This is a genomic window from Jeongeupia naejangsanensis (assembly GCF_016865585.1).
Taxonomy (GTDB): Bacteria; Pseudomonadota; Gammaproteobacteria; order Burkholderiales; family Chitinibacteraceae; genus Jeongeupia; species Jeongeupia naejangsanensis.
This window is the reverse complement of record NZ_JAESND010000009.1, coordinates 119,509-134,361: the sequence shown is the minus strand read 5'-3', so window position 1 is coordinate 134,361 and position 14,853 is coordinate 119,509. Positions and strand designations below refer to the sequence as shown.

The 14,853-nt window shown below is 66.0% G+C and carries 15 protein-coding genes; 6 read left to right on the top strand and 9 right to left on the bottom strand.

What is annotated here, in order from left to right:
* Nucleotides 1–35: 35 nt before the first annotated feature.
* Nucleotides 36–959, top strand: a complete 924-nt coding sequence (locus tag JMJ54_RS15915; protein ID WP_203539540.1) for a LysR family transcriptional regulator — start codon at nucleotides 36–38, stop codon at nucleotides 957–959.
* Here JMJ54_RS15915 and JMJ54_RS15910 read toward each other — a convergent pair.
* Nucleotides 919–1,977 carry an FUSC family protein gene (locus tag JMJ54_RS15910; RefSeq protein WP_203539539.1) on the bottom strand — a complete coding sequence of 353 codons (1,059 nt, stop codon included), beginning with the start codon at nucleotides 1,975–1,977 and terminating at the stop codon, nucleotides 919–921. The genes JMJ54_RS15915 and JMJ54_RS15910 overlap by 41 nt on opposite strands.
* Before the next feature lie 85 nt (nucleotides 1,978–2,062).
* On the bottom strand, nucleotides 2,063–5,713 hold the full coding sequence (locus JMJ54_RS15905; protein ID WP_203539538.1) for a DUF748 domain-containing protein: 3,651 nt from the start codon (nucleotides 5,711–5,713) through the stop codon (nucleotides 2,063–2,065).
* 150 nt (nucleotides 5,714–5,863) lie between these two features.
* Between JMJ54_RS15905 and JMJ54_RS19570 the strand changes: the two genes are divergently transcribed.
* The 5 genes from JMJ54_RS19570 (at nucleotide 5,864) to JMJ54_RS15880 (ending at nucleotide 10,345) form a co-directional block, all read left to right on the top strand.
* Entirely contained in the window at nucleotides 5,864–7,069 is a 1,206-nt protein-coding gene (locus JMJ54_RS19570) for an STAS domain-containing protein (RefSeq protein WP_203539537.1), read from the top strand.
* A gap of 75 nt (nucleotides 7,070–7,144) precedes the next feature.
* Nucleotides 7,145–7,678: an ATP-dependent protease subunit HslV gene (gene hslV, locus JMJ54_RS15895; protein WP_189461757.1), complete on the top strand. Its 534-nt coding sequence runs from the start codon at nucleotides 7,145–7,147 to the stop codon at nucleotides 7,676–7,678.
* A 171-nt stretch (nucleotides 7,679–7,849) separates the two neighbouring features.
* Nucleotides 7,850–8,797, top strand: a complete 948-nt coding sequence (locus tag JMJ54_RS15890; RefSeq protein ID WP_203539536.1) for a biotin--[acetyl-CoA-carboxylase] ligase — start codon at nucleotides 7,850–7,852, stop codon at nucleotides 8,795–8,797.
* Nucleotides 8,794–9,549, top strand: a complete 756-nt coding sequence (locus JMJ54_RS15885) for a type III pantothenate kinase (protein WP_203539535.1) — start codon at nucleotides 8,794–8,796, stop codon at nucleotides 9,547–9,549. The genes JMJ54_RS15890 and JMJ54_RS15885 overlap by 4 nt, the downstream gene beginning before the upstream one ends.
* A 22-nt stretch (nucleotides 9,550–9,571) precedes the next feature.
* Entirely contained in the window at nucleotides 9,572–10,345 is a 774-nt protein-coding gene (locus tag JMJ54_RS15880) for an SPOR domain-containing protein (RefSeq protein ID WP_203539534.1), read from the top strand.
* A 58-nt stretch (nucleotides 10,346–10,403) separates the two neighbouring features.
* On the opposite strand, the gene JMJ54_RS15875 is transcribed toward JMJ54_RS15880, so the two are convergent.
* The 7 genes from JMJ54_RS15875 to thiS all read right to left on the bottom strand — a co-directional run bounded on the left by JMJ54_RS15875 (nucleotide 10,404) and on the right by thiS (nucleotide 14,802).
* Nucleotides 10,404–11,585, bottom strand: a complete 1,182-nt coding sequence (locus tag JMJ54_RS15875) for a flagella assembly protein FlgT middle domain-containing protein (protein WP_203539533.1) — start codon at nucleotides 11,583–11,585, stop codon at nucleotides 10,404–10,406.
* Between the two features lie 36 nt (nucleotides 11,586–11,621).
* Nucleotides 11,622–12,308: a tRNA (guanosine(46)-N7)-methyltransferase TrmB gene (gene trmB, locus JMJ54_RS15870; RefSeq protein WP_203539532.1), complete on the bottom strand. Its 687-nt coding sequence runs from the start codon at nucleotides 12,306–12,308 to the stop codon at nucleotides 11,622–11,624.
* 97 nt (nucleotides 12,309–12,405) lie between these two features.
* On the bottom strand, nucleotides 12,406–12,885 hold the full coding sequence (locus JMJ54_RS15865; RefSeq protein ID WP_203539531.1) for a GNAT family N-acetyltransferase: 480 nt from the start codon (nucleotides 12,883–12,885) through the stop codon (nucleotides 12,406–12,408).
* Nucleotides 12,886–12,939: 54 nt separating this feature from the next.
* Nucleotides 12,940–13,383, bottom strand: a complete 444-nt coding sequence (locus tag JMJ54_RS15860) for a GNAT family N-acetyltransferase (protein WP_203539530.1) — start codon at nucleotides 13,381–13,383, stop codon at nucleotides 12,940–12,942.
* Between the two features lie 61 nt (nucleotides 13,384–13,444).
* Nucleotides 13,445–14,233 (bottom strand): thiazole synthase, encoded by a 789-nt coding sequence (locus JMJ54_RS15855; RefSeq protein WP_203539529.1) that lies wholly within the window; start codon nucleotides 14,231–14,233, stop codon nucleotides 13,445–13,447.
* A 29-nt stretch (nucleotides 14,234–14,262) separates the two neighbouring features.
* Nucleotides 14,263–14,595: a hypothetical protein gene (locus tag JMJ54_RS15850; RefSeq protein ID WP_203539528.1), complete on the bottom strand. Its 333-nt coding sequence runs from the start codon at nucleotides 14,593–14,595 to the stop codon at nucleotides 14,263–14,265.
* Between the two features lie 3 nt (nucleotides 14,596–14,598).
* Nucleotides 14,599–14,802 (bottom strand): sulfur carrier protein ThiS, encoded by a 204-nt coding sequence (thiS, locus tag JMJ54_RS15845; RefSeq protein WP_308438023.1) that lies wholly within the window; start codon nucleotides 14,800–14,802, stop codon nucleotides 14,599–14,601.
* Between the last annotated feature and the right edge of the window lie 51 nt (nucleotides 14,803–14,853).

Sequence of the window (14,853 nt, the reverse complement as noted above, 5' to 3'; positions counted from 1 at the left end):
ACTCATTATTTTCAGAATTAATGTGAACAAAGCTCATGCAATCGATCCTCGAACTGCGCCATCTGAAAACCCTGGCGGCGATCCGCGATACCGGCAGCCTGACGCGTGCCGCCGAGCGTCTGCACCTGACGCAATCGGCACTTTCGCACCAGCTGCGCCAGCTCGAGGAGCACTACGCGATGCCGCTGTTCGCGCGCAAGTCGGCGCCACTCAAGCTCACGCCGGCCGGCGAGCGGCTGGTGGCGCTGGCCGACGGGGTGCTGCCGCAGATCGCCGGCACCGAGCGCGACATCGCCAAGCTGCGTGAAGGCGAAGCCGGCAGCCTGCGCATCGCGGTCGAGTGCCACACCTGCTTCGACTGGCTGATGCCGGCGATGGACACCTTCCGCGGCCGTTGGCCCGAGGTCGAACTCGACATCGTTTCCGGCTTTCACGCCGACCCGGTCGGCCTGCTGTTCGACGACCGCGCCGATCTGGCCATCGTTTCGGACATCGACGCCGAGGCCCGCATCCACTTCGCGCCGCTGTTCGCGTATGACATGGTCGCGCTGCTCGCCAACGACCACCCGCTCGCGGGCAAGGCCTGGCTGTCGGCCGAGGATTTCCGGGACGAAACGCTGATCACCTATCCGGTGCCGGACGAAATGCTCGATCTGGTCCGGCAAGTGCTGAAGCCGGCCGGCGTGAACCCGAAGCGACGCACGACCGAGCTGACGGTGGCGATGCTGCAGCTGGTCGCCAGCCGCCGCGGCATTGCCGCGCTGCCGCGCTGGAGCGTGCAGCACTACCTCGACCGCGGCTATGTCGTCGCCAAGCCGGTCACCGAAAACGGGCTGACGGCAAGGCTGTACGCGGCAATGCCGCAGGAACGCGCCGGCGCCGCCTATCTGCGCGACTTCGTCGACATCGTCCGCGAGGTCAGTGCTGCGGAGCTGCCGGGGATCCAGCTGGCGCTGTAGCCAGGGCGCGGATCGCGTCGACACTTTTCACCAGCAGGCGCTGGTGCTCCATCAGCGCGCCCTGCAGCACCATGTTGTACGGGTTGGCGCTGTCTGCCGGCGTGTAAGGGGTGTCGAGGTAGGGGTGCGCCGGCGGTTCGGTCCGGCGGTGCTCGAAATACGCCGCCAGCTGCCGGTGCACTTCGTGGATCTGCGCCAGATGCGCGAACACGTGGTCGCGGAACGACGGCTCGAGCAGCTCGAACAGACCCCTGCTGTCGCCGAGTTTGCGCAGCAGCCCGGTGCCGCTGTCGATCAAGGCCAGCCGGTGTTCGAACAGCCCCCGCTCACCACCGTAACGCCGCAAATGACGACGGCCGCGCGGGCCGTAGTCGGCCTTGAAGTTCGCCAGCTGCGCGCGGGTTTCCAGTTGCGACTGCGTCAGCGGATCGAGGCAGGCCGGTGTCAGGCTGGCCAGCGAGCGTGTTGCCACCACAGCCTCGAACAGCGCGGCCAGCTGGGTGCTGCCGCGATGCGCGAGCTGGTGGAAGCGGTAGCCCTGATCGGGCGGCAGCACCAGCAGCTCGACCAGAAAGCCGATCGCCATGCCGACCGCAACGGCGAACATCCGCCCTTCGGCCGCCGCCAGATCCCGGCCGAAGCCGGCGACGAGGCAGATGGCGATCCCCATGCTGGTCAGCCGGAACGCATCCGGAAAGCGCTTGACGAGTACGAACATGACGATGGCGACCAGCACGATGATGGCCATCGGCTCGGGCACCAGCGGATACAGCGCCAGACCGATCGGAATCGGCACCAGATTGGCCATCGATCGCTGGATGAAATACTTCTTCGACGTTTCGATCGACGGCCCGAGCCCCAATGCCAGCCACGCCGACGAAGCCATCGTCTCGGCGATATAGGGTTTGGCGTTGAACAGCGTCGGCAGGCCGTAGCCCAGCAGCAGCGCGATCAGCAGTTTGACGAAGCGTCCTTCCTGCGAGATCGACAGCCTGGAGAGTCGGTCGCGTAGCGTCATGGTCCGGCTCCGGATTGCGAAGCCGCTACCCTGCCACGAACCGGCGCATTACGCACCGGTCCGCGATCAAGATCCGGCCCCGTCACTATTGCAGCTTGAACTGCGCCCGCGTACTCGGCCCCTTGTCCTTGTCGCCGTCCTTGGCACTGGCGTCGCGCCTGGCCTTGGTCAGGAACAGCCGGTCTTCGGGCACCCCGGCTGCGAGCAGTGCATCCTTGACGCCACGGGCGCGCCGGTCGGCGAGCTGGGCGAGGTCGGTATCGGTCACCGGCAGCTCGGCCAGCAGGATCTTTTCCATTTCCTCGGTCGGCAGCGATTTGTTCAGCCCGATCGCATTGGTCGGCTTCTTGATGTCGGCCGCCTTGTAGACACGCTTGAGCAAATCGGGCTTCTCGGCATCGCTGATCTTGATGTCGTCGACCGATTCGCCGCCCTGCGAGGCGTCCTTGGCTTTCAGCGCCCGCATCTTCTGCCGGATCATCCGCTCGCGCAGCCCCGGGGTGTCCTTGTCGCGATCGACCCAGCCGGTGATTTCCAGCTTGAGCGCCGGCCGGTCCTGCAGCGCCTGCGCCAGCTGCTTGATGCCCTCGGTCGCCGCCGGATCGATCCGGGCCGAACCTGGCTCGAAACCGACGTAGGACAGGCTCGGCCCGCCGCCGAACGCCGAGGCGATCAGGTCGAACGGCGCGGTCACAGCCTTTTCCAGCAGATTGACGATGACCTGGACGATCAGCCCGCCGACGCTGAAGTCCGGATCGTCGAGCGAGCCAGCGATCGGGAGGTTGACGTTGATCTGGCCGCGCCGGTCGGTCAGCAGCGAGAGCGCGAACTTCACCGGCAGCTTGGTCGCCTGCGGGCTGTCGACCTTGTCGCCCAGCGTGAGCTGGTCGAGCAGCAGCTTGTTCTCGGCCTTGAGCTTGTTGTCGTCGATCTTGTAATGCACGTCCATCGACAGCTTGCCCTTCTCGATCCCGTAACCGGCGTACTTGGCCGAGTACGTCGACGCCGACGCCAGCTCGTAGCCCTTCACGCCGGCCTTGATGTCGATGTAGCGCTTCTGCGCCAGCGGGTTCAGCTCGCCCGAAATCGTCACCGGTGCAATCCGGTCGACGCTGCCCTTGAGGTCCAGCTTGGCGCGGGTGTCGTCAACCGACGAGAGACCGGTGATCGTGCCGCCCATGTCGGTCAGGTTGGCCGTGTAGTTCGGCTTGATGAACAGGTCGGTGTAGTTGATCCGGCCTTTGCTCAGCGTCACCCTGTCGACGCGGACCGGCGTGACCGGCTTTGGTGCCGCGGCCGGCAGCGATGCTTCACGCACCCGCGCACCGGCAACGGTCTTGGTTTCGCTGGCCTTGTCGTTCGCCTTCGCCGCAGCAGCCACTTCCTCCGGCACCGGGCCGCTGCTATCGCCGGCGGCGATGTCCTTGAGGTTGAGCTGGCCCTTTTCGGTCAGCACCAGCCGCGCGTAGTAGTCGCTCAAACTGACGTCGCGCACCGCGATGTTCAGCGGGTCGAAACGCGTATCGATGCCGGACAGTGCCAGATTGCTCCAGCGCAGCAGGTCCTCGCCGCTGTTGCGGTCGATCGCATGCAGTCTGGCAACGCCGGCATTGCCGCGATAGCGGCCCTTGAACCCCGATGCGGTATCGAAATCGAGGTCGCCCTTGGCCGAAATGCGGCCGCTGACGAGGTCGATGTTCAGGTAATGGGCAAAGTAGGGCTGGGTCGGCGCCGCATCGAGGCCGCGCGCGTCGATGCTCAGCTTGCCCGACAGCGGCAGCAGCTTCAGCGCGCCCTGCGTCGCCAGACTGCCGGTGCCGTTGCGTGCCGACAGTTTCAACCGGGTCGTCACCACGTCGGGCCAGGCGAACGGCCCGGCGTCGAGCGCGATCCGGTCGAACACCAACGGCACCGGTTTCGGCAGCGTCCGGTCTTCGAAACTGAGCTTGAGCTGGTTCAGCGCGATCTTGTCGACCAGGACATGGATCGGCTTGTCGGCCGTCGCCGCCTTGCGCGACGCTCCCTTGTCGGTCGCCACCTTGGCGGTCTTGGCCAGATTCTGCAGATTGAGCGTGCCGTCGGCCTGACGCACCAGCTTGATCGCGCCGCCGTCGAGACCGACGGTGGCGATGTTCACGGTATTGTCGTCGTTGGCGTAGCGGATCCCGCCGACGTCGAGCGTGGTGATGTCGATGACCCGCTGCTTGTCGAGCAGCGACTTGGCGCCGTCGATCCGCAGCATCCCGTCCTCGAGCCCGAAACGCGGCCCCGCTTCGCCGGTCGCGAAGTGGTACTTGCCGCCGGCAGCCAGCGTACCGGTCTCGGGCTGCGCATGCGTCAGGTCGCGGTAGTACGGCAGGTAATCGACAAAAGGCAGCGCTTCGATCGAGAACGTGCCGTTGGCGGCCAGCGGGCTCAGCGTCAGCTGCGAACTGGCGGCGAGCTTTTCGCCATGGCTGCCGTCGGCGGCGAATTCGAGTCTGGCCGGCGCCTTGGCATCGCTGCCCAGACCGTCGGCATGCAGTTTCACGCCGGTCAGTGCCATCGAGACCGCCGGGCTGACCGCCGCGTCGCGCCAGTCGATGCGGCCATCGTCGAGCGTGAAACGGCCGATGCTGTAGCGCAGCGCATCGCCGGTCCCCCGCTGCTTCGCGGCAACCGCCGAAGCGCTTGGTGCCGGCTTGACGGCCGGTTCGGCCGGCGGCATCAGTTGCTGCCAGTTGAGCACGCCGGCCGCATCGCGGCTGACCGCCAGCTGCGGCGCAGCGATGCTGAGCGACTTCAGCCGGTAGATGCCGGCCAGCGGCTCGATCTGCTGCGCCTCGGCCTTGATCGACGCCACCGACAGCAGTGGCGCGCCCTCGTCGCCGTCAAAACGCAGTGCGTTGAGCGCCAGCTTGCCGTCCAGCCGCAGCGTTTGCGTCTTGCCCTGGCTGAACACCAGTTGCAGATCGCTGTCGAGCTTGCCCGACGTCAGCGCGCCATTGAGCTTGGCAGGCACGTATGCCCAGAAACGGGCCAGATCGAGTCCCTTCCAGTCCAGCGCGAACCGCGTTTCACGGCGGTCTTCGAACGGCTTGGTCGTGCCGCTGAGCGTAAAGGGTGCGCCGTCGAGCTTGAGCGACAGTTTCGGCTCGACATCGGTGTCGACGAAGACCGGCAGATTGGACACGAAGGGTACGCCGAGGTCGATCGCGTCGACCTTGTGCTGCTGACGCAACAGCCGGTCGTCGAAGTCGATGCGGCCGCCGCTGACACGGATGTTGTAGACGGCAAAACGCTGCGGCTCGCCTTCCGACGGCGGCGCGGCGCGTGCCTTGTCGATCAGGTCGGAGATGTTGTAGCGGTTCTGCCCCAGACGGACGAGGCGGAAATACGGCTGGTCGATCTGCAGCGATTCGAGCACCGGCGCCAGCCGCCACAGCGACTTGAGCGTGGCGTTGGCCTCGACCCGCTTGAACGCCAGCACCGGCTTGCCCGCTTCGAGTACGCGGAAATCCTCGATGCGTGCGGTCAGCGTGAACGGATTGACCGCCAGCTTGCCGATTTCGACCTGCCGGCCGCCCAGCGCCTGTGACAGCGCCGTTTCCAGCCGTGGCCGCGCCAGCCACGGCAGCAGGCCGGCCCCCAGCACGCCGATCAGCACGACGGCAATCAGCATGATCAGACCGAGCTTGCGCAGTCGCTTGCCATCGAACAGCCGCTCGATCCGCTGTCGCAGTGCTACCGGTTTCATGAGCCTGACCTCGCCATCAATATTCTTACCTGGCATTTTAGCTCGCCACCGCCTTCGAGCGGATTAGGCTTCGTCCACTTGATCCCGTGCTTTGATTCGGGCAAGCAAGCGCTTAAAATCGGGAATCCAGCCGTTAAAAGAATTCGCGCCGTGGTGTTCTCCCTATTCCGCAAGAAAGACGGCAGCCCTGCCAGCACCGGGCCAGCCACGCAGCAGCAACAACCGACGACCACGATCGCCCGGCAGCTCGACCCCTCGCCGACGCCGGCGACGCCGAAGCCCGTCGAAGGTCCGGCGGCCGAAAGCTACAACCTCAGCGAACTGTCGATCGAGGTCGAAGAAGCCGCATCGCACCTGAGTGCTGCCGAGGAAGAAGCCGTCGTATTGCACGCCAACGGCCAGATCGCGCTCGCCACCAAGGCACTGACCAGCCATCTGCCGACGATTTCCGGCCAGCGCCGTACCGAAAGCTGGCTGATGCTGTTCGAGCTGTACCAGCAGGCGGGCGACCGCAAGGCCTTCGACGATCTGGCACTCGCCTACGTACTCGAATTCGAAATCTCGCCGCCGCTGTGGCGCGGCGTCCCCGTGCAGGAAAGCGCGCCGGCGCAAGGCGGCAGCTATGTCGCGCTGCCGGCGCAACTGAACGCCAACAGCTTCGAGCGCGAACTCGACCGGCTGATCGACGCGTGCAAACCCGGCAATACTGTGCGCCTCGATTTCTCCAAGGTGACCGAAATCGATCCGTTTGCCGCCGCCGAACTCCTGTCGCTGTGGCCGCGCACCCGCAAGCAGGGCGCCATCCTGCAGGTGCTGGGCGCCAGTGAAATCGTCGCCCTGCTGAGCGGCAAGATCGAAACCGGCCGGCGGCTGCCGGCCGAGGCGCCGTTCTGGCTGCTGTTGATCGAACTGATGCAGGCCACCGGGGACGCCGAGCGTTTCGACGAGGTTGCCATCGACTACGCGATCACCTTCGAAGTCTCGCCGCCGTCATGGGACGACAAGCTGGTACCGAAACAGCCTGTCGCCAAGGCACCGGCCGTACCGGCCGCGCAAGCACCTACCCCGTCGCCCACCTCGCCGGACCGTCTGATCATCAGCGGCGTACTGGTCGACGGCGCACCGCAGGCGATGGCGCAGATGCGCGACTTCATCCGTCAGCACGGCAAACCGGTCCTCGATTTTTCCGCCGTCACCCGCGTCGATTTCGAAACCGGCGGTCAGTTGCTCAATCTGACCATGGAAACGCTCGCGCGCGGCCAGACGGTGACGTATTCGCGCGTCAACGAGCTGGTGCTCGGCCTGATGCGGCTGATGGGCATTGCCGATCTCGTCAGCGTCGGCCGGCAATCGTAACGTCGGTACACGCACTTGAACCGGGGCCCTTGGGGCCCCATTTGTTTTGAATCATTCATTCCGGCGGAACACAGCATGCAGCAATTTGACGGCACCACGATCGTATCGGTCCGGCGCGGCGAACACGTCGCGGTCGGCGGTGACGGCCAGGTCACGCTCGGCAACATCGTCATCAAGGGCACGGCGCGCAAGGTGCGCAAGCTCTACAACGATCGCGTCATCGTCGGCTTCGCCGGCGGCACCGCAGACGCCTTCACGCTGATGGAGCGCTTCGAGGCCAAGCTGGAAAAACACCAGGGCCAGTTGACCCGCGCTGCGGTCGAACTCGCCAAGGACTGGCGCACCGACCGGATGCTGCGCCGGCTCGAAGCGATGCTGATCGTCGCCGACAAGACCCAGACGCTGGTGATCACCGGCAATGGCGACGTGCTCGAACCAGAGGAAGGCATCGCTGCGATCGGATCGGGCGGCGCCTACGCCGAATCGGCCGCGCGCGCGCTGTTCCTCAACACCGATCTGCCGGCCGACGTTGTCGTGAAGAAGTCGCTCGAGATCGCCGGCGACCTGTGCATCTATACGAACCAGAACCACACGATCGAAACGCTGTAAACGCGGTCCCCGGTCCCGACGCCCCGCTGACCGTAGCGGGGCGTTTTTCTTTGCCCGGCCCATGCCGACGCTTTCGCTGGCAAAAAAACCGGCGAGCCGTCCCGGCTGTCAGCCCCGTCGAAAACCGGGACCGGCCTGCAGGTTTTCGCCAGCTGCTCTAAAATCGCCGCCATGGCCGATACCCTTACCTGTCTGCATTTCCTCAGCGCCGAACACTTCACCTCCGGTGCCGACATCGCCGCGTCGCTCGGCGTCTCCCGCGCCAGCGTCTCGACCGCGCTTGCCAGCGCCGAAGACTACGGCATCACGCTGACCCGCCGTACCGGCGCCGGCTACAGGCTGAGTGCGCCGATCGACTGGCTAGACCGTGCGCAGGTGCTGGCCGCGCTGCCCGAAGGCAGCCGGATCGACGTCGATATCGTCCAGCGCACCGACTCGACCAATCGACGTCTGCTGGCCGCACCGGTCCACGCCAGGGCGCTGGTCGCCGAATGGCAGGACGGCGGTCGCGGCCGGCTGGGGCGCCGCTGGCTGGCCCAGCTCGGTGGCAGCATGATGTTTTCGCTCGCATGGCGCTTCGAAGGCGGCACCGCCAGCCTGTCCGGCCTGTCGCTGGCGGTCGGTGCCATCGTTGCCGACGCCTTGCGCGACACCGGCGTGCAGCTCAAGTGGCCCAACGATCTGCTGCTGGACGGCGCCAAGGTCGGCGGCATCCTGATCGAAATCGCCGGCGATGCAATGGGCCCGACCGACGCGGTCATCGGCATCGGCCTCAACCTTATCGCCCCGGCGGCGGTGACCGATCAGGCCTGTGCCGGTCTGGCCGACCACGGCGCCATCCCCGAACGCAACGTCCTGCTGGCCCGGCTGCTGGCCGCGCTCGAGCGTGGCCTGAACGAATTCACCGTCCACGGCTTTGCCCCGTTCAAACCGCGCTGGGAAGCCTTCAGCGCGTGGCACGGCCAGCAGGTCGAACTGATCGCCCCCGACGGCAGCCGGCGCGCCGGCACGCTGGCCGGACTGGCCGACGACGGCTCCTTGCGTCTGGCGACCGATGCGGGCGAACTGGTCGTCCATACCGGTGATCTAAGCCTGCGGCGTACGGAGCCAGCACGATGAGCACGCTGTTCCTCGACCTCGGCAATACCCGCCTCAAATGGGCCACGGCAGACACCTGCGGCGACTGGCTCGCGCAGGGTGACGCCGCGCACGACCAGCTCGATACCGCGTTTGCGGCATGGCGGGCAATGCCCGCGCCGGGTACCGTTCACGGCGCCTGCGTGGCCGCACCGGCCTTGCGCGAGCAACTCGATACCTTTGCCACGGCGCACTGGGGTTGCAAGATAGACTGGCTGGCGCCGTCACGTCAGGCGCTTGGCGTCGAGAACCGCTATCGCCGGCTCGAACAGCAAGGTCCCGACCGCTGGGCGGCGGTGCTCGGCGCACGCGCCCGCTTTCCCGGTGAAGCACTGGTCATCGCCAGCGCCGGCACCGCGCTGACCGTCGACGCACTGACCGCCGACGGCGTCTTTCTCGGCGGCATGATCCTGCCCGGCTACCGTCTGATGAAACGCGCGCTTGCCACCGGCACCGCCCGACTGCCCGATGCCGAAGGTCGCGTGCACGACTATCCGACGTCGACCGAAGACGCGATCGAAACCGGCATCCGCACCGCGCTGGCAGCCAGCATCGACGCGATGGTCGGGCGTCTGCAGGCTCGTGGCGAGACACCGCGATTGCTGCTGGCGGGCGGCGATGCATCACAACTGGCCGCCTTGCTTAACACACCGGCGACGCTGGTCGATAATCTCGTGCTTCACGGGCTGGCCGCGCTGGCCTTCGCCCAACCCGCCACCCGCCCCGCCCCCTGACCCGACCACGGATAGCCGCACGATGAAATGGTTTCTGGCCGCGCTCGTCGCGCTCAACCTGCTGTACTTCGGCTACACCCGCCTTGCCCCCAACCGGCCGGGCGGTGAGGTGCGTGCCCCCGAAGTCGCTGCGAGCCAGGTCAGGACAGTCAACCTTGCCCAGATCGACAACACGCCGGTTTCACCTGCGTCGACTGCGGCCAGCCAGCCCGCTCCGACTCCGACTCCGACTCCGACTCCGACTCCGACTCCGACTCCGACTCCGACTCCGACTCCGACTCCGACTCCGAAGCCTGGCCCCAAGCCGACGCCACCGGCGCAGGCACAAGCCGATACCGCAGGCGTCTGCCTGCGCTGGGCCGGCCTGAGCGGTCCCGACGTCGATACCGCGCGCGGCAAACTCAAGGCGCTCGGCATTGCCGCACAGGAGCACGGCAGCGGTGACAACGCCCGGGTCTGGGTCTACATCCCGCCGATGGCCGACCTCGAAACGGCCAAGCAGAAAGCCGCACAGCTGGCAGAACTCGGCGTCGACGACTATCTGGTCGTCAACGACGGCAAACGCTGGCAGAACGCCATCTCGCTCGGTGTCTTTTCAAGCCGGGAGGCGGGCGATCGTCGCTTGGCCCAGCTTCAGGCCAAGGGCGTGCGCTCGGCGGTGGTCCGTGAGCGCGACGACGGCCTGAAGCCGACGAGCTTTGTCACCGCCAGGGTCACGCCGGATCAGCAACAGAAACTGCTGAAGGCCAGCAGCCAGCTGCGCGGGGCGCAACTTCAGGAAGCCGCCTGCAAGTAATCCGTGTCAACGTGAGCCGGCATGTCGTGCTGCGGCATCATCGTTCATCGTCCGGTGCTCAGTGGCCGGCACCATCCCAGCGTGCATAGTCGCCCACTTCGGGCTGCGGACCGGCGATCTTCGCCAGCGACATCAGTGGCTGGATCTGTTCGATGGTCAGCACGCTGCCGCGATCCTCGATCATGCCGAGCCGTTGCGCCGGGTCGCCATTGAGGCTGTCGACCGGCAACTGGAAGCTGCGCAGCCGGTAAAGCTGCAGCGTGTCACCCGGGCGCAGCCCTGCCGCCGTCCCGGCGTCGAGCACGACTTGGCCCTGCGACAGACCGACGACCCGGGCCGAGAACGGCTGGCAGCGGATGGCTTCGGCAATCACATTGGCGGCGCTGCCCAGCTGTGCGGCAACCACCTGGCCATAATCGCCACTGACGAAGCCGACACCGGCCACGGCCTGACGGGGATCGCCGAGCACGTCGCCACCGGCGTTCGCCTGCAGCGGATAGCGGCCAAGCATGGCGCCCGACACACCGTCGAACAGGTAAAGCGTGGCGTCGAAATTGCGTGATGCCGGCGTTCGCTTGAGGCCGAACCCGAAGAAATCCACGATCGGCAGGCTCAGCGACAGCTTGCTCTCGCCGGGTTTGACCTGCGTGCCGATCGCCGGCATGAAACGCGTTCCCTCGGTCGACGCGTCGTCGACCACGCCGGCAACGACAAACTGGCTGCCGTAGCGGCGCGCCAGCTCGCGCACGCGCTCGGGCTTCCACTGCACGTCGACGCTGCCCGGTTGCAGCATGAACGCCCCCTCTCCGGCTGCGATCCGCGCATTGAGCTTGCCGCCGGTGTCGAGACTGCGCCGCAGGATGTCCTGCGTGCCCTCGAGAAATTGCGGCAGATCGGCGATCTGCCCGGGCTGACGGACCACGAACGGCAGCACGACGACCGAGCGCTTGAACAGGCGCTGCGGCGGCGCCTTGGGTGCCGGCGCTTCGGCAGCCACCGGCTGCGGTGCGACGGGCTGCGCGGTGGTCTGCATCACCGCTTCGGCGGCCGGGACCGGCGCGTCGAACCGAGCCGGAAGCGGTTCGGTCCGGGGCGTCATCGTTACCGCCAGCGCCCGGTCGACGTCGACCGTCTGCCGGCCCAGCTGCGCGCTGTCCAGCGGCGTGACGGTGACGTCGTCGGCCGCCTGTGCGGCGCCGGACATTAGGGCGAGCATGGCGGCGAATCGGGAGAGGGACATGCGCGGACTTCCGGCGGGAGATGCTGCGAGTCTAGATCAGCCGGCCTTGCGGCGGAATACCAGATCCCACACGCCATGGCCCAGCTTGATGCCGCGGTTCTCGAACTTGGTCAGCGGCCGATAGTCCGGGCGCGGCGCGTAGCCGTCGGCGGTATTTTCGAGCAGCGGCTCGGCGGACAGGACCTCGAGCATCTGCACCGCATAGTCTTCCCAGTCGGTCGCCAGATGCAGGTAACCGCCAACCTTGACCCGCGACAGCAGCTGCTTGATGAAATCAGGCTGCACCAGCCGGCGCTTGTTGTGGCGTTTCTTGTGCCACGGGTCCGGGAAGTAGATGTGCACGCCGTCGAGGCTATCCGGCGTCAGCATGTGCTCGATCACTTCGACCGCGTCATGCTGGACGATGCGGATGTTGCCGATGCCCTGCTCGCCGATCAGCTTCAGCAGGCTACCGACGCCGGGCGTGTGCACTTCGACACCAAGGAAATCGGTATCGGGACGGCCGGCGGCAATCTCGGCGGTGGCCTGGCCCATGCCGAAGCCGATTTCCAGCACGCGCGGTGCTTCACGGCCGAATGCCGCAGTCAGATCGAGCGCTTCGGCAGCGTACGGGATGCAGAAACGCGGACCGAAATCGGCCAGCGCGCGTTCCTGCCCGGCCGACAGGTGGCCCTGACGCAGCACGAAGCTGCGGATGCGGCGCATATAGTTCGGATTTTCCATGACCTTTCCAATCAAGCTTCCAAGCAAAAGCGCCGCAAAGCGGCGCTTTTCAACGATGGCGCGATTATAACCGGCGTTCCCCGCCGTCCGCAGTACCTCAGAGCAGCAGGCTGTAGTAGCGGTAGACGGTATCCAGCTCGTAGCCGAGCGATTCGTACAGCGCCTGCGCGCGCGTATTGGTGTGCGCGGTCGACAGCTCGAGGTGCGAGGCACCGGTGGCCCGCGCGTGCGCGGCGGCCTTGTTCATCAGCAGCCGCGCCACGCCGGCGCCGCGCGCGGATTCGGCCACGTAGAGATCCATCAGGCTCCACGCCCGCGTCGCAGCAATCGAGCTGAAGTAGGGATAGAGCTGGATGAAACCGCACGCCACACCACCGGTTTCGGCCAGCAGCAGCACCGACTCGCCCAGATTCAGGCGCTCGGCCAGAAAAGCCCGGGCAAGGGCAGGATCGCTCGCTTGTTCGTAGAACACGCGATACGCGTCGAACAGCGGCGCAAGCCGGTCGAGATCATCGAGACTGGCGTAACGCACGACCACGTCGTGCGCCCCTCCATCCTTGTCTGCAGCAGTAGACATCGCGTACTCCGGCTCAAAAAAGCGCCAGAGTGTAAGGCCAAAGTCAGTGCGTTGCTACAGCTTCAGCGCATAGCCCTGGAACTCGGAATCGCGCTGGTAACCGAGCGATTCGTACAGCGCCTGCGCCGCGTGATTGGCATGCGCCGTCGACAACCGCAGGCTGGCCGCGCCGGTCGCCTGTGCATGGTCGCGCGCCTTGCCCATCAGCGCCCGCGCCGCCCCCTGCCCGCGTGCCGCCTCAAGGACGAACAGGTCGTTGAGCAGCCAGACCCGCCGCATGCCGACCGAGCTGAACAACGGAAACAGCTGGACGAAACCGACCGGATGACCGCCGGCTTCGGCGAGCAGCAACACCGATTCGCGCAAGGCCAGCCGCTCACCCAGATAGGCGCGCACGCCGTCGACGTCGCTCGCCTGCTTGTAGAACTGCCGATAGGCATCGAACAAGGGCACCAGCAGATCGAGATCATCGAGGCTGGCATAGCGGACCGTGGTCATGCGTGACTCCTGGATATGAAAAAAGGCGGTCGTCGACCGCCTTTTGAATTGGCAAGCTTGCTTACTTGCTGCTGATCATACCGAAAAGCGGGCTCGACGGATCGGCGCTGTAGAGCTTCTTCGGCATCCGCCCTGCGAGGAAAGCCTCGCGGCCGGCTTCGACCGCCAGCTTCATCGCGTACGCCATCCGGACCGGGTCCTTGGCAGCAGCGATCGCGGTGTTCATCAGCACGCCGTCGCAGCCCAGCTCCATGCCGACGGTCGCATCGGACGCGGTACCGACGCCAGCGTCGACCAGTACCGGCACTTTCGATTGCTCGATGATCAGCCGCAGGTTCCACGGATTCAGAATCCCCATGCCCGAGCCGATCAACGAGGCCAGCGGCATGATCGCGCAGCAGCCGATCTGCTCGAGTTCACGCGCAACAATCGGATCATCGGAGGTGTAGACCATCACGTCGAAACCTTCCTTGACCAGCACTTCGGCGGCCTTGAGCGTTTCGCGCACGTTCGGGTAAAGCGTGTTCGGGTCGCCGAGCACTTCGAGCTTCACCAGCTTGTGGTCGTCGAGCAGCTCGCGCGCCAGCCGCAAGGTGCGGATCGCATCATCGGCCGAATAGCAGCCAGCCGTATTCGGCAGATAGGTGAACTCGCTTGGCGGCAGGTAGTCGAGCAGGCTCGGCTCGTTTGCGTTCTGGCCGATGTTGACCCGACGTATCGCCACGGTGACGATCTCGGCCCCCGATGCGTCGATCGCACGTCGGGTTTCGTCGAAATCCTTGTACTTGCCGGTACCGACCAGCAGGCGCGAGTTGTAGGTTTTGCCGGCGATCTGGAAAACGTCAGACATGCTGTTCCCTTTTGAAGCGAAGTAGCGATTCAGGAGGCCGCGGCGGCAGTCAGCCACGGCGTCACCGCGTCCACCTGCTGGTGGACAACGATGGGATCGGAAATCAGGCCGAAACGTGCGTCCTCGGGATACGTGACGGCAATGTGCGGCTGCGGGCCAGCGAAATCATGGATGGCGGCCCAGTCGGCCCAGTAGGTCAGCAGGAAGAAATGCGTGTAGCCGTCCTGCTCGACCCGCTGCACGAAGGCGCCCAGGTTGCCGTTCAAAGTCGTGCTCTCGGCGACCCCGGTCTGCTGCAGGTAGGCGGCAAACGCATCACCGTGCCGCGCCGGAACGACACCATGCCAGCTGCGCGCGATCATTGCTCAGCCACCACCGACAGCAACCACCATCTCGAGCACATCGCCGTCGACGAGCTGCGTTGCCGCGTGCGTGCTGCGCGGCACGATCTCGCCGTTGCGCTCGATCGCGACGCGCTTGCCGGTCAGCTCAAGCACCTGGATCAGTTCGGAAACGGTCAGCGGGGCGGCGAAAGCCTTGGCTTCGCCATTGATGGACAGCTGGATCACGACGCGGCCTTGGCAGGATTGCGAATGGCGCCGATTTTAGCACGCGCGAAG